The organism is Pseudomonas sp. NBRC 111131, from assembly GCF_001320525.1.
In the GTDB taxonomy this organism is placed as follows: Bacteria; Pseudomonadota; Gammaproteobacteria; order Pseudomonadales; family Pseudomonadaceae; genus Aquipseudomonas; species Aquipseudomonas ceruminis.
This window is the reverse complement of record NZ_BCBH01000006.1, coordinates 63,063-77,446: the sequence shown is the minus strand read 5'-3', so window position 1 is coordinate 77,446 and position 14,384 is coordinate 63,063. Positions and strand designations below refer to the sequence as shown.

Here is a 14,384-nt window from a genome sequence, read left to right as displayed (position 1 = left end):
CGATTGTACGCAACCCGGGTTTTGCTTGCAAGTACCGGCCCCGGCCCCCAGGCAGGGCGCCTTGACACACCGGGACCCGCGACCTAGCATGCCGCGCAACCTCAATGGAGCAGCCGATGCAACCCCAAACCTTCTACCGCGCGGTAGCTGACGATTTCAGCGCCGTCGACGAGATCATCAAGAAGCAGCTGACCTCGCGCGTGCCGCTGGTATCGAAGATCGGCGACTATATCACGTCTGCCGGCGGCAAGCGCCTGCGCCCCCTGCTGGTGCTGCTGTGCGGCAAGGCACTGGGCCGCGAAGGCGATGACCTGCGCCTGCTGGCGGCGACCATCGAGTTCCTGCACACCGCCACCCTGCTGCATGACGACGTGGTCGACATGTCCGGCATGCGCCGTGGCCGCTCCACCGCCAATGCCCTGTGGGGCAACGCGCCGAGCGTACTGGTGGGCGACTTCCTTTATTCGCGCTCGTTCGAAATGATGGTCGAGCTGGGCTCGATGCCGGTCATGCAGATCCTCTCCAAGGCCACCCGAGTGATCGCCGAAGGCGAAGTGCTGCAACTGTCGCGCGTGCGCGATGCCAGCACCACCGAAGAGGTGTATATGGAGGTCATCCGCGGCAAGACCGCGATGCTGTTCGAAGCCTCGACCCACAGCGCCGCCGCGCTGGCCGACGCCACCGCTGAACAGCGCGAAGCCCTGCGCACCTTCGGTGACCACCTGGGCGTGGCCTTCCAGCTGGTCGACGACCTGCTCGACTACAAGGGCGACTCGCAGACCCTGGGCAAGAACGTGGGCGACGACCTGGCAGAAGGCAAACCGACCCTGCCGCTGATCTACACCATGCGCGAAGGCACGCCTGAACAGGCTGCACTGGTGCGCCAGGCGATCCAGAAGGGCGGCCTGGAAGACCTGGAGCAGATTCGCGTGGCAGTCGAGGCCTCGGGTGCGCTGGACTACACCGCGCAACTGGCGCGTGATTACGTCGCCAAGGCCATCCAATGCCTGGAAGTGCTGCCGGCCAGTGAATACCGGGATGCGCTGGTTGAGCTGAGTGAGTTTGCAGTCGCGCGTACACACTAAGCCACCATCGCCCTCTTCGCGGGACAAGCCCGCTCCCACAAGTTATTCACCAAGCTCAAGGCAGAGGTGTAACTGTGGGAGCGGGCTTGTCCCGCGAATGCTTTTGTACAGACAAAACATTTCCCGGCTAAAACCTTATACAATATGGGCCTTTAACTGCCTGTCTGTTTAAGGAACCCAAGTGAGCACTCTGCCAGCCTGTCCCAAATGCAATTCCGAATACACCTATGAGGATGGCACTCAACTGATCTGCCCCGAATGCGCCCACGAGTGGTCGGCCAACGGCGAAGCCGAAGCGGCCAGCGATGATGTGGTGAAGAAGGATTCGGTCGGCAACGTCCTGCAGGACGGCGACACCGTCACCGTGATCAAGGACCTGAAGGTCAAGGGCTCGTCCCTGGTGGTCAAGGTTGGCACCAAGGTCAAGAACATCCGCCTGTGCGATGGCGACCACGACATCGACTGCAAGATCGACGGCATCGGCGCGATGAAGCTGAAGTCGGAATTCGTTCGTAAGGTCTGATTACACAAAAACCGCCAATTGGCGCTTGCTATTCTGATAATAAGAATTATTCTCATTGGAACCGCTTTCCAAGGAGAATAGCCATGACTTATCTGATCGACGCCTGGCTGGAACGCCCCCACCCTTACCTGCGCATCCTTCATCGCGAAACCGGTGAAGTATGCGCCGTGCTCGAAGAAGAAGCCCTCGACGAACTGCGTGACCAGGGCGACCTGGACATGAGCGGGCTGAATTCGAGTGAGCCTGTGGTGCTCAAGGAGCTGGTGCGTAACCTGTTTCTGTTCTGCTATGCACGGGCGTTGCGCCCTGGGGGAACGGATTGGAATTGAGGCCGGCAGCGCCGGCCTCACAGGCATTACAGAACGTCGAGCAGCTCGACGTCGAACACCAGCACGCTGTGCGGCGGGATGCTGCCAACGCCTTGGGCGCCGTAGGCCAGCTCGCTCGGCACGTACAGGCGCCATTTGCTGCCCGCGTTCATCAGTTGCAGGGCTTCGGTCCAGCCAGCGATCACGCCACCGACCGGGAATTCAGCCGGCTGACCACGATCGTAGGAGCTGTCGAACACAGTGCCGTCGATCAGGGTGCCGTGGTAGTGGGTACGCACGTTGCTTTCGCGGGTCGGCTTGGCGCCTTCGCCGGCGGTCAGCACTTCGAACTGCAGGCCCGAAGCCAGGGTGGTGATGCCTTCGCGCTTGGCGTTCTCGACCAGGAATTCCTTGCCAGCGGCCGCAGCGGCTTCGGCCTTGGCGGCAGCTTCGGCTTGCATCACTTCACGGATGACCTTGAAGCTGGCCGACAGGTCGGCTTCGTTGACGCGGCTGTCGGCGCCATTGAAGGCGTCGGTCAGGCCAGCCAGGATGGCTTCGAGGCTAACACCTGGTGGCGGGTTGTCACGCAGTTGGCCACCCAGCTGACGGCCGATGCCGTAGCTGACGCGGGTTTCGTCGGTGGACAAGTTGAGTTCGGACATTGTCGTGCTCCACTGCAGGGCGCAGTGCAGCCGCGCCCTTGATGAAAAGGGCGAGCAGCCTAGCACACTGGGACGCTGCGAGCAGCTACCAGGCCGAACGTGGCGAGATGGGTACCTTGAGGTCTTCTTCAGGGTGCTGGCCCATGCCGCACATCTCGTCCTGAACCGACCAATGCAACAGGTTCATCGACACCATCGGCACAGCCTTCAACAGTTCGCGCGCTTCTTCCACGGAGCGCACGCGCAGGCGTTTGCCATGGTTGTCAGCTAGTGGCTGGGCGCGCCCATCGACCCGGGCTTCGAGCAGGTAATCGCCCCCTTCGATGGCAATCAGGTTGAGCTCATTGACATGGCCGGCCCTGGCCTCGGTATTGAGCTGATGCAGGTTCATGGGAGCACCTCGCTGCTGGAACCACGCATGAGTGCTCATTTTTCGTACAGCCCCGCAGAAAGCACAAGCCAAAAACGCCACCGCCCGTCCGTTTTGCAACGAACGGGCGGTGCAGGCATGCCATTACTCAGTGCTTGGTGAGCTTGTCCAGGTACCCCATGCAGAACGCCGACACCACGAAGGTCATGTGAATGATCACGTACCACATCAGGTAATCGGTGGAGATGTTCTGTGCATCCATGAACACCCGCAGCAGGTGGATGGAGGAGATTGCCACGATCGAGGCGGCCACCTTCATCTTCAACGACGAGGAGTCCATCTTGCCCAGCCAGTTGAGCTTCTCCTTGCTTTCGTCGATGTCCAACTGCGAGACGAAGTTCTCGTAGCCAGAGATCATCACCATCACCAACAGGCCGCCGACCAGCGACATGTCGATCAGCGACAGGATCACCAGGATCAGGTCGGCTTCGCTCAGGGCAAAGACGTTGGGCAGGACATGGACGACTTCCTGGAAGAATTTCAGCGCCAGGGCCAGCAGGCCGAGGGACAGGCCAAAGTAGATAGGGGCGAGCAGCCAGCGCGAGGCATACATCGCATTTTCGAGAATACGTTCCATGGAGGGTTTGGGACTCGTCAGGTGACTAAAAAAACGACGGCGAGTATAGCCAGCCACCTGTTGCAGCAAAAGCCTGGGTTGCAGGGGCCTGCTGCGTAGCCCAATGGCCGCCATGCCGGCTGCCCACCGGTGCTGCGTCGTGGCGAGGGGCAATCTCAGGTTTCGGGATGGAACTGGTAATCCCCAAGGTTGCGGCAGCGCTCCCCATTGATACGACGCAGTTGCGCCTGCAAATGCAGGCACCAGATCTGCGGCCCGTCCGACACCTGGTACCCGTGCAGGGTCAGGCTGTCGACGATGGCATTGAGCACCGACTCGGCGACCATGGGCCCATGGAATGGCCCCTGGGCCTTGATGGCAGAGGGTTGTTCACCGGCCATGCCGGCGGCGAACAGCAACGTCCACATGCCGTTGTCCCCGGCCAGCGGACGAATGCTGCATTCAATGCGAGTCACCAGGCCCAGGCACTGGCGAGTAAGGCTGAGGTTGCGCATGGCCGCGTCCCCTGCAATGAGCCCTGATCAGCCTGAAAACCCCAGGCCGTTTCCATCCTGAACCCTGATGCCGTCCATAAGTTCCAGCATAGAAGAACAGCACAGAAAGATGGAAAACCGGCGCTGAACGGTAGCACATGGCCGCCAGCGCCGATTTATTGACTCAGGCGGGCTTGGCCTGGGCAATCACCTCTTCCAGGCGTTCCTTTTCCGCCTTCTCGATGTCTTCTTCGCTGATCATCTCGGCGATCTCGCGCAGGCGTTCGACCACCCGCGCGTTGACGCTGCCCTCGGTGAACTGGCCCTTGTCGTCCAGCACCCCGGCCTCCTCGCCCACCAGCAGGCTCAGCGCCTCGTCGGCCTGGCTGACCGCGTACACATGGAACACACCGTTCTCGACCGCCTGCAACACACGCTCGTCGAGCATCAGCGTGGCGACGTTGGCCCGCGGGATGATCACACCCTGTTCGCCGGTCAGGCCGCGGGCCTCGCACAGGCGGAAGAAGCCTTCGATCTTCTCGTTGACCCCACCCACCGCCTGCACTTCACCAAACTGGTTGATCGAACCGGTGATGGCGAAGCACTGCTTGAGCGGCGTGCGCGACAGCGCCGAGATCAGCGTGCATGCCTCGCCCAGCGAAGCACTGTCACCGTCCACGTAGCCGTAGGACTGTTCCAGGGCGATGCTCGCCGAAATTGCCAAGGGGAATTCCTGGGCGTACCGGCTGCCCAGGTAACCGGTCAGGATCATGACCCCCTTGGAGTGGATCGGCTGGCCCAGGTTGACCTCTCGCTCGATGTCGACGATGCCGCTGCCGCCCGGGTACACGGTGGCCGAGATGCGTGCCGGCATGCCGAACGCCGAATCACCGACTTCCAGCACGGTCAGGCCGTTGCATTTGCCGATGGCCGCCCCTTCGGTGTCGATCAGGATGATGCCGGCGAGCATGTCGTCGAGCACACGCTGCGAAACGCGCCCGGTACGGGTGGCCTTGGCCTTCAGCGCACGCTCGATGTGCCCGGCATCGGTCATCTCGTCGCTGGCCAGTTGGCGGATGAAGTCGGCTTCGCTGACCAACTGGAACAGGTCGCCGATGCGGGCCGACAGGCGCGACTGGTTTTCTGCCAGGCGCGCACTGTAGGTCGCCAACCGTGCCACCGCATCGCTGGTCAGCGGCGCCATGCCTTCTTCGTTGGTCCGGGTGCGCAGCAATTGGGCGAACTGCTCGAGGTTCTCGTCGACCATCGGCATGTCTTCGTCGAAGTCCACCAGCACCCGGAACATCTCCTGGAAGTCCGGGTCGTGGTCTTGCAGTGCGTAGTACAACTGACGCGAACCGATGATCACCAGTTTCACGTTGAGCGGGATGTTCTGCGGCGTCAGGCTGACCGTGGCGACCCGGCCCAGCTCACCCAGCGGCGACTCCATCTTCAACTTGCGCGACTGCAGGGCACGCTTGAGTGCGTCCCAGACGAACGGCTCGCCGAGCATCTTCTCCGCTTCGAGGATCAGGAAGCCGCCATTGGCGCGGTGCAAGGCGCCCGGGCGCAGCTGGCGGTAGGAGGTGTACAACGCCCCCTGGTCGGTGCTGTATTCGATGCGACCGAACAGGTTGTCGTAGGTCGGGTGCGGTTCGAACACGACCGGCGCCCCGCCGTCGGCATGGTGGCCCACCACCAGGCTGGGGGCATACTGCTCCTCGAGCAGCTTGCGCGCGGCGGCGTCGGTCTTGCTGTCATCGACCAGTTGCTCGACCACGGTGCGCAGCAGGTTCAACTGCACCGATTGCAGATAGGCGCACACCGCAGCGTTTTCGGCGTACTTTTCCGACAGCGGGGCCAGCAGCGGTTGTAAGGCCAGGGTAATGGTTTCTTCGTTGAGCTGGCGCAGCTGGTTGTTCGACTCGCGCTTCCACTGCGGCAAGCTGGCCAGTTCTTCGTTGAGGCGCTCCTCGAGCAGGGCGATGTCCTCGTGGAACTGTTCGCGGACCTCCTCGGGCAGTTGGGCAAACTCGGCTTCGTCCAGCGCCTTGCCGTCGGCCATCGGGGTGAAGGCCACATTGCTGGCGTCGCGGTACAGGGCCACGTCCTTTTCCAGCGAAGCGCGCTCGATGACATCCAGGGCACGGTCGTAGCGCTGGTTGAAGGCGCGGTCGATGGCGCCCTTCTTCTGCTGGTAGGACGGGTGCTCGAACACCGCCGGAAAGGTCGACAACAGGTTGTCGATCAGGCCACCCATGTCGGCAATGAACTCGGCAGCGCTGCCCGAAGGCAGCTCCAGCGCCCGCGGTTCGCGGGTGTCGTCGAAGTGATTGACATAAACCCAGTCGGCCGGGGTCTGCTGACGCTTGCCTTCGGCCTTGAGGTAGCGTTTGACGAACGAGAAGCGGCCAGTGCCGGGCTCGCCCATCACGTACACGTTATAGCCAGGGCGTGGCATGGCCACGCCGAACTGCAGGGCCTCGACAGCACGTTCCTGGCCCAGAACACCGCGAAACGGCTCCAGATCGTCGGTATGGGTAAAAGCAAACTGCTCGGGGGAGAAACGCCGGGTCAGGGCTTCAGGCGCGAGACGCAGGCGCGCAGCGACAGGATCGGGCATTGGGTTTCCTTACTTCGGCGGGGCAGATACGCAGCATTCTGGCGCTGCCCGCGCGCGCCTTGCAAGGCTCGGCGGGACTTTATGTCGCAGCCACGATGACCGATACAGGAGCAAATTTTTCGCAATCAACAACGCAACCTTTAGATCGTGCCTAAACTCCAAGCTGCGCGGGTGGGTGAAACGCTTTCCCGCCTGGCAACCGAGTTGCCAGAAACCCTGACCCTTGGTTAAGACAAATAGAGAACAAATGCTATGAAACGGATTCTTCTGGGTACTCTGTTCACCGTGGTTTCCCTCAACGCCCTGGCGGAAGCGCCAGGTGGCCCGAACTGCGGCTGGGGCAACATGCTGTTCGAAGGCCAGCGCGGCACACCGGCTCACTTCCTCGCCTCCACCACCAACGGCACCTCCGGCAACGCCACCTTCGGCATGACCTCCGGTACCAACGGCTGCTCCACCAAGGCCTCGCTGACCTATGGCGGTAAGTCCTGGTTCGCCATGAATGGCATGATGAACGAACTGTCCGAAGACATGGCCATGGGCCAGGGCGAAGCGCTGACCACCTACGCCGTAGTGCTGGGTGTGGCGCCGGAAGACCGCGTCTACTTCAACTCGGTCACCCACCAGCACTTCAACCAGATCTTCAGCAGCGCCGACGTGACTGCCGAGACTGTCCACAGCAACACCCTGGCCGTTCTGAAAAACGACCCACGCCTGGCCAAGTACGCGACAGAGGCCTAAGCGCAGCTGCTCCCGCCCCTTGCGGGGCGGGTTTCGCCTTTTTCGGCATCGTTTAGAAGTAGTTGCCCGACATGCTCAAACGCCTCGCTTACCTGGCGCTGTGTGCCTGCGCCCCCGTTCATGCTGCAGCCGTGCTGGATCAAGGTCGTCTCCAGCAACTGGCCAACACCCCTTACTGGATAGCCTTGGGCCATTATGAAACCGCCAAGCTCGGCGGGTGGCGAAGCTATGTCGACGACCGCAAATTCTTCCTCGCCGAGGATGGCGCACACCACCCGGACCAAGAGCTGCAGGCCACGGTAGCGGCGCTGTACGCCCCAGCCAGCCTGGGCGACAAGCACGCCCAGTGCGTCTTCCCCGCACGCACCCGCTGGCTGCGTGAACAGCTCGACCTGCAGGACCTGCCGCAGCCGGACTGCCAGGAATTCAAGACGTGGTACCAGTCGGTCGACCCGCACAGCGCGGCGTTGATTTTCCCGGCGGCCTACCTGAACAGCCCCTCGTCGATGTTCGGCCATACCCTGCTGCGTATCGACCAGTCCAACACCCGTAGCGACGACACTACGCTGCTCAGTTACGCGATCAACTTCGGCGCCTACATCGAAGGCAGCGACAACAGCATCCTGTATGCCTGGAAGGGCCTGATGGGCGGCTACCCTGGCCTGTTCGCGCTGATGCCGTACCAGGAAAAGCTCTCCGAATACCGCAGCCTGGAAAACCGCGACCTGTGGGAATACCAACTGGACCTGACGCCAGAAGAAACCGGGCGCATGGTCGAGCATGTGTGGGAACTCAAGCAGGTCCAGTTCGATTATTTCTTCTTCGACGAAAACTGCTCGTATCGCCTGCTGGAACTGCTACAGGTGGCCCGGCCAAGCCTGGACCTCACCTCGCAGTTCCCGCTCACCGCCATCCCCACCGACACGGTCAAGGCGGTGAAGCAATCGGGCCTGGTCGCCAGCGAAATCTACCGCCCTTCGCGCGAACGCGAGCTGCTGGCCCGTGCCGAACCGCTGGACCACAACGAAAAACGCCAGGTATTGGCCGTCAGTGCCGACACCACACAACTGCAAAGCCCTGAGTTCACCGCCCTGCCCCGCGACCGCCAGGCATTGGTGCAGGATGCTGCGTACCGCCTGGAGCGCTACCGTGCCAACGGCCAGGCCCGCGACCCCGGGCAGGCGGGGCGCAGCTTCGAATTGCTGCGGGCAATCAACCGCAACCCGCCGCCGCCCCTGCAGATCGAACGCCCCGGCCTGCCCGAGGATGGTCACGACTCACGCACCTGGCAGCTCGGTGTCGGTACACGCGAGAACCGTGCCTATGCCGAATACGGCCTGCGCATGGCCTATCACGACCTCAACGACAACGCCTATGGCTTCCCGCTCGGCGCGCAGATCGAGATCCTCCAGCTCAAGCTGCGCCAGTACGAAGGCAACGACTGGCAGGTGCAGCGCCTGGACCTGGCCACCATTCGCTCGCTGACACCGCGCAACGAGCTGCTCAAGCCTTGGTCATGGCAGGTGGCGGGCGGCCTGGAGCGCGTGCCTGGCAAGCATGATGACGAGGTGTTGGTGAGCCACGTCAACGGTGGTGCCGGGGGGACCTGGCAACTGGCTGACGGCTTGCTGGGCTTCGCCCTGGGCACTGTGCGGGTCGAGCACCACAACGACTTCGCCCAGTTCATCGCCCCGGCTGCTGGCTTCAATGGCGGGCTGTTATGGCGCAACGGGCTGGGCAACCTGACCCTGGAGGCCAAGGGCGACTACTTCACCAATGGCGAAGTACGGCGCAGCGTGAGCCTGAACCAGCAGTGGGAGGTCAGCCAGAACCTGGGCCTGAGGCTGAGTGCTTCGCGGGAGTTCAGCCATCTGGCGACGGCGCAGAATGAAGTGATGCTCGAACTCAAGTGGTACCACTATTGATAGGGCCAGCCCTTACAACAGAAACCACCAACGCTTTGACACTGTTTTGACAGCTCCACGACAAATGGCCACCTAGACTTTACGGCATTACTCAGAGGGTCTAGTGGTCATGTCGCGGTACTGGTTCGGCTTATGCGTTGCCTTGGTGCTGGCAGGTTGCGAAACCACCCACGAGCAGATGCTCGGCCAAGGTTACCCTCCCGCCTACGCCGACGGGTTTGAGGATGGCTGCAGCAGCGGTCGCCAGGCCGCAGGGCTGATGGTCGGCGATTTTCGCAAGGACGTGGCGCGCTACCTGCACAACCGCCAGTACGAAAGCGGATGGGACGACGGCTTTCGCCAATGCCACGCGATGCAGAACAGCGAAGAGCAACGCCAATACCACGAGCGTTTCTGGGACGAACGCGACCGCGAGTGGCAGCAGGAGAAGGACCGCGGCGCCGCCCGTGCCTATCGCCATGAGTAGGTCGCAAACAGATATCCAGTGAAACGACCGGCCTGCCACCATGGTCTCCAGCAAAAGGAGGCCTCCATGAGCCGCGCATTCGTCAACGAAGACCAAGCCGCTGCACAAGCCGACCAGCCGGTGGAGCGACGCGTCAGCGACCAACCCAACTACGTCACCGCCAGTGGCCTGCGCCAACTGCAGGAGCGCGTGGCCGAGCTCAATGCGTTGCGCAGTGAGCTGCACGCTCAGGGAGATCGGGCCGACAAGCAGCGCCTGGCCGAGACTGAACGGGACCTGCGCTACTTCACTGCCAGGGTCCAGAGCGCGCAGGTGGTGCCCGCCGCGACGTCCAGCCGCAAGGTGCAGATTGGCAGCTGGGTCAGATTTCTGGATGAACAGGGCCAGGAACAGCGGGTGCAACTGGTCGGGGAAGATGAGGCCGATGCCGGCCGTGGGCTGATCAACTGGGGGTCACCGCTGGGGCGCGCGTTGCTCGGTGCCGGCCAAGGGGACGAGGTGATGTGGCGGCGACCGGCGGGGGATCAGATGATCGAGGTGGTCGTTATCGAAAGTGAATCCTGAACACGCGTGCCGTCCTTTCACGGGTCACCCCGCGAAAGGACGGCAGTGCGCGATCAGACCACGCCTTGAGCCAGCATCGCATCAGCCACTTTCACGAAGCCTGCGATGTTGGCGCCCTTCACGTAGTTGATCTTGCCATCAGCCTCTTCACCGTAATGCACACACGCATGGTGAATCGACTGCATGATGTTGTGCAGCTTGCTGTCCACTTCACCGGCAGTCCATAGCAGGCGCATGGCGTTCTGCGACATCTCCAGGCCCGATACAGCGACGCCACCGGCGTTGGAGGCTTTGCCCGGGGCATACAGAATGCCCGCCTCCAGGAAGATATCCACAGCCTCCAGGGTGGTCGGCATGTTGGCGCCTTCGGCGACGCAGATGCAGCCATTGCGCAACAAGGTATGAGCGTCTTCGGCGCCCAACTCGTTCTGCGTGGCGCATGGCAGGGCGATGTCGCACGCCAGGCTCCACGGCGTCTGGCCTTTGCGGAACTCCAGGCCGAACTGGCCGGCCAACTCGCTGATGCGGCCACGCTTGACGTTCTTCAGGTCCATCAGCGCATCCCACTGCTCATCGGTCAGGCCCGCTTCGGCGTACAGGGTGCCCTCCGAGTCCGACAGCGAGATCACCTTGCCGCCCAGGTCCATCACCTTGCGCGCAGCGTACTGCGCCACGTTGCCGGAACCGGAGATGGCCACACGACGGCCATCGATGCGCAGGCTCTGGCGTTTGAGCATTTCTTCGGCGAAATACACGCAGCCGTAGCCAGTGGCTTCCGGGCGGATGAGGCTGCCGCCGTAGGTCATGCCCTTGCCGGTCAGCACCGACGTGAACTGGTTGGCCAGGCGCTTGTACTGACCGAACAGGAAGCCGATTTCGCGGGCACCCACGCCGATGTCACCGGCCGGCACGTCAAGGTCGGCGCCAATGTGGCGGTACAGCTCGCTCATGAACGCCTGGCAGAAGCGCATGACTTCGGCATCGCTCTTGCCCTTGGGGTCGAAGTCCGAGCCACCCTTGCCGCCGCCCATGGGCAACGAGGTGAGGGAGTTCTTGAACACCTGCTCGAACGCCAGAAACTTCAGCACGCCCAGGTTCACCGACGGGTGGAAGCGCAGGCCGCCTTTGTAGGGGCCGATCGCGCTGCTCATCTGGATGCGGTAGCCACGGTTGACCTGGACCTTGCCCTGGTCATCCACCCACGACACGCGGAACAGCACAGCGCGTTCGGGCTCAACCATGCGCTCGAGGATACCGGCCTGCAGGTAATGGGGGTTGGCTTCGAGGAACGGCCATAAGCTACGCAACACTTCTTCCACAGCTTGGTGGAATTCGGGCTGGGCCGGGTCGCGTTGCTTCAGGCGCGCGAGGAAGTTATCGACAGATTCGATCATGGTAGACATCTCACCAAGAGGATTGGACTTATTGGTTTTTTCTGGAATGTACCAAGAAGCAATCGCACTGGAATAGGGCGCGATGTCGTTTTTTTGAAATTATTTGGTGCAGTTTATATAAATGTATACAAAATATTAGCTGTCTGCGGGCAGGCCTGGTCTCTTTGCAGGGCAAGCCCGCTACCACAATGAGCGGCACAAACCCTGATACCACCCCATCATGACAGGCACAAAAATGGGGCCGCTGAGGGCCCCATTGTTGTGCAGCTAAAACCGGCTTACTGGGCCAGTTTCTTGTGCCGTACACGGTGCGGCTGGGCAGCGGCGTCGCCCAGGCGCTTCTTGCGGTCAGCTTCGTACTCGGTGTAGTTGCCCTCGAAGAACACCACGTTCGAGTCGTCTTCGTACGCCAGGATGTGCGTCGCCACCCGGTCCAGGAACCAACGGTCGTGGGAAATCACGATCGCGGCGCCTGGGAAGTCCAGCAGGGCTTCTTCCAGCGAACGCAAGGTTTCGACGTCGAGGTCGTTGGACGGTTCGTCGAGCAGCAGTACGTTGCCGCCTTCCTTCAGGGTCAGGGCCAGGTGCAGACGGCCACGTTCACCACCAGACAGGTCCTTGACGAACTTTTGCTGGTCGCCGCCCTTGAAGTTGAAACGGCCAACGTAGGTACGCGATGGGATCTCGTAGTTGCCGATGCGGATCATGTCGGACCCGTCGGAAATCTGCTGGAACACGGTCTTGGCGCCGTCCAGGTCTTCGCGGCTCTGGTCCACGCAGGCCAGCTGCACGGTTTCACCGATCTCGATGCTGCCCGAGTCCGGCTGTTCCTTGCCCATCAGCATGCGGAACAGGGTCGACTTACCGGCACCGTTACCGCCGATTACGCCAACGATGGCGCCCTTGGGCATGGCGAACGACAGGTTGTCGATCAGCACGCGGTCGCCATAGCCTTTGGTGACGTTCTTGAACTCGATGACCTTGTCGCCCAGGCGCGGGCCGGCCGGGATGTAGATCTCGTTGGTCTCGCTGCGCTTCTGGAATTCCTGCGATTGCATTTCTTCAAAGCGCTGCAGACGAGCCTTGGATTTGGACTGGCGGGCCTTGGCGCCTTTGCGCACCCATTCCAGTTCCTCTTTCATGGCCTTCTCGTGGGCGCTCTGCTGCTTGGATTCCTGCGCCAGACGGTCCGACTTGGCCTCCAGCCAGCCCGAGTAGTTGCCTTCGTACGGGATACCGGCGCCGCGGTCCAGTTCCAGGATCCAGCCTGCGACGTTGTCCAGGAAGTAACGATCGTGGGTGATCGCCACCACGGTACCGGGGAAGTCGTGCAGGAAGCGCTCGAGCCAGGCGACCGAATCGGCATCCAGGTGGTTGGTCGGTTCGTCGAGCAGCAGCATGTCGGGGGCCGACAGCAGCAGGCGGCACAGGGCTACACGGCGCTTTTCACCACCGGACAGGTGCTCGATGCGGGCATCCCAGGCCGGCAGGCGCAGGGCGTCGGCGGCGACATCCAGCTGACGCTCCAGGTTGTGGCCGTCGGCGGCCTGCAGGATGGCTTCGAGCTTGGCCTGTTCGGCGGCCAGCTTGTCGAAGTCGGCGTCAGGTTCGGCGTAGGCAGCGTAGACCTCGTCCAGGCGCGCCTGGGCGTCCTTGATCACGCTGACCGCTTCTTCCACCACTTCGCGCACGGACTTGTTCGGGTCCAGTTGCGGTTCCTGGGGCAGGTAGCCAACGTTGATGTCAGGCATCGGACGAGCTTCGCCGTCGAATTCCTTGTCGACGCCCGCCATGATCCGCAGCAGGGTCGATTTACCCGCGCCGTTCAGGCCGAGGACGCCGATCTTGGCGCCTGGGAAGAACGACAGGGAAATATTCTTGAGAATTTCCCGCTTCGGCGGAACGACCTTGCTCAGCCGATGCATGGTGTAGACGTATTGAGCCAAAACCAAGCCCTCTATCAGATAGGTAAAGACATCGACGATCGCCCCGGCCAAATGGCCAGGCGGATGTGTTTACGGGAAGTCATTGAACAAAGTCGACCATTCTACGCCAACGCGCGGCGTTGCACAGGGTGGTCGGACGGGGCCAGTACAGGCCCCCAGGCATCAGACGTGCCGCTGTTTGGTCTTGCCCCGCGGCAACCGGCAGCGGTCGCCCTGCTCGGCCAGGCGCGCGGCCCAGGCGGATTTCACGCTGAAGCCACCCTGACGGGCAGGCTGTTCGGCAGCCTTGGCCGACTGGGCGGCCGGCTTGCTCACGGCGTTGGCAGCCGGTTTCACTGCCGCTACAGCCTCAGCCGGCTCTACAGCCGCCTTGGCGGTCTTGCGCAGTTCGGCCAGCGACGGCGTCTTGTTTTTCGAGGCCGACGCCTCAGGTTTGACCAGCGAACGCTGGCACGACTTGCAGGATACGTCCTCGGTCACGGCAGTGCTGACAAGGGTCTGACTGCTGCGCCCGCAGGCGGAATCGAGGCCATTGGTGGAAAAGTGAGTAACCAAAACCGAACATCTCCGATGCGTTGTCATTGAAGCGGGCGGCATTCTCGCACAGGAAGCAGGGCCTTGCCGAACGGCCAGGCATCCCTCGCGCCGGACAGCTGGGCTGGCA

The 14,384-nt window shown here is 62.2% G+C and carries 15 protein-coding genes; 7 read left to right on the top strand and 8 right to left on the bottom strand.

Features of this window, described 5'->3' with window-relative positions:
* Window positions 1-116: 116 nt before the first annotated feature.
* From APH34_RS08150 to APH34_RS08140, 3 genes are all read left to right on the top strand, one after another.
* On the top strand, window positions 117-1,085 hold the full coding sequence (locus APH34_RS08150; protein WP_054900669.1) for a polyprenyl synthetase family protein: 969 nt from the start codon (window positions 117-119) through the stop codon (window positions 1,083-1,085).
* A 181-nt stretch (window positions 1,086-1,266) separates the two neighbouring features.
* Window positions 1,267-1,608, top strand: coding sequence for a zinc ribbon domain-containing protein YjdM (locus APH34_RS08145; RefSeq protein ID WP_008092017.1), 342 nt, complete (start codon window positions 1,267-1,269; stop codon window positions 1,606-1,608).
* An 83-nt stretch (window positions 1,609-1,691) separates the two neighbouring features.
* Window positions 1,692-1,937 carry a hypothetical protein gene (locus APH34_RS08140; RefSeq protein WP_054900668.1) on the top strand — a complete coding sequence of 82 codons (246 nt, stop codon included), beginning with the start codon at window positions 1,692-1,694 and terminating at the stop codon, window positions 1,935-1,937.
* 26 nt (window positions 1,938-1,963) lie between these two features.
* Here APH34_RS08140 and APH34_RS08135 read toward each other — a convergent pair whose 3' ends face one another.
* From APH34_RS08135 to APH34_RS08115, 5 genes are all read right to left on the bottom strand, one after another.
* Entirely contained in the window at window positions 1,964-2,581 is a 618-nt protein-coding gene (locus APH34_RS08135) for an FKBP-type peptidyl-prolyl cis-trans isomerase (RefSeq protein ID WP_054900667.1), read from the bottom strand.
* Between the two features lie 85 nt (window positions 2,582-2,666).
* A complete protein-coding gene (locus APH34_RS08130) occupies window positions 2,667-2,972 on the bottom strand; it encodes a DUF6482 family protein (RefSeq protein ID WP_054900666.1) in 306 nt (101 codons plus the stop codon).
* A gap of 127 nt (window positions 2,973-3,099) precedes the next feature.
* Window positions 3,100-3,588, bottom strand: coding sequence for a TIGR00645 family protein (locus tag APH34_RS08125; RefSeq protein ID WP_003247486.1), 489 nt, complete (start codon window positions 3,586-3,588; stop codon window positions 3,100-3,102).
* A 155-nt stretch (window positions 3,589-3,743) separates the two neighbouring features.
* Window positions 3,744-4,082: a hypothetical protein gene (locus APH34_RS08120; RefSeq protein WP_054900665.1), complete on the bottom strand. Its 339-nt coding sequence runs from the start codon at window positions 4,080-4,082 to the stop codon at window positions 3,744-3,746.
* A 163-nt stretch (window positions 4,083-4,245) separates the two neighbouring features.
* Window positions 4,246-6,684 carry a Lon protease family protein gene (locus APH34_RS08115; RefSeq protein WP_054900664.1) on the bottom strand — a complete coding sequence of 813 codons (2,439 nt, stop codon included), beginning with the start codon at window positions 6,682-6,684 and terminating at the stop codon, window positions 4,246-4,248.
* Between the two features lie 252 nt (window positions 6,685-6,936).
* On the opposite strand from APH34_RS08115, the gene APH34_RS08110 reads away from it, so the two are divergent.
* The 4 genes from APH34_RS08110 to APH34_RS08095 all read left to right on the top strand — a co-directional run bounded on the left by APH34_RS08110 (window position 6,937) and on the right by APH34_RS08095 (window position 10,380).
* The gene (locus APH34_RS08110; RefSeq protein WP_054900663.1) at window positions 6,937-7,425 is read left to right on the top strand and encodes a DUF3015 domain-containing protein; all 489 of its coding nucleotides are present in this window, start codon (window positions 6,937-6,939) and stop codon (window positions 7,423-7,425) included.
* A 71-nt stretch (window positions 7,426-7,496) separates the two neighbouring features.
* The gene (locus APH34_RS08105; RefSeq protein WP_054900662.1) at window positions 7,497-9,350 is read left to right on the top strand and encodes a DUF4105 domain-containing protein; all 1,854 of its coding nucleotides are present in this window, start codon (window positions 7,497-7,499) and stop codon (window positions 9,348-9,350) included.
* Between the two features lie 109 nt (window positions 9,351-9,459).
* Window positions 9,460-9,816 carry a hypothetical protein gene (locus APH34_RS08100; protein WP_054900782.1) on the top strand — a complete coding sequence of 119 codons (357 nt, stop codon included), beginning with the start codon at window positions 9,460-9,462 and terminating at the stop codon, window positions 9,814-9,816.
* 66 nt (window positions 9,817-9,882) lie between these two features.
* Window positions 9,883-10,380, top strand: a complete 498-nt coding sequence (locus APH34_RS08095) for a GreA/GreB family elongation factor (protein WP_054900661.1) — start codon at window positions 9,883-9,885, stop codon at window positions 10,378-10,380.
* Window positions 10,381-10,433: 53 nt separating this feature from the next.
* Here the strand turns inward: APH34_RS08095 and gdhA are convergent, their stop codons facing one another.
* The 3 genes from gdhA to APH34_RS08080 all read right to left on the bottom strand — a co-directional run bounded on the left by gdhA (window position 10,434) and on the right by APH34_RS08080 (window position 14,275).
* Window positions 10,434-11,774 carry an NADP-specific glutamate dehydrogenase gene (gene gdhA, locus APH34_RS08090; protein WP_054900781.1) on the bottom strand — a complete coding sequence of 447 codons (1,341 nt, stop codon included), beginning with the start codon at window positions 11,772-11,774 and terminating at the stop codon, window positions 10,434-10,436.
* 278 nt (window positions 11,775-12,052) lie between these two features.
* Window positions 12,053-13,720 (bottom strand): energy-dependent translational throttle protein EttA, encoded by a 1,668-nt coding sequence (gene ettA, locus APH34_RS08085; protein ID WP_025754696.1) that lies wholly within the window; start codon window positions 13,718-13,720, stop codon window positions 12,053-12,055.
* A gap of 162 nt (window positions 13,721-13,882) precedes the next feature.
* Window positions 13,883-14,275, bottom strand: a complete 393-nt coding sequence (locus APH34_RS08080; RefSeq protein WP_054900660.1) for a hypothetical protein — start codon at window positions 14,273-14,275, stop codon at window positions 13,883-13,885.
* Between the last annotated feature and the right edge of the window lie 109 nt (window positions 14,276-14,384).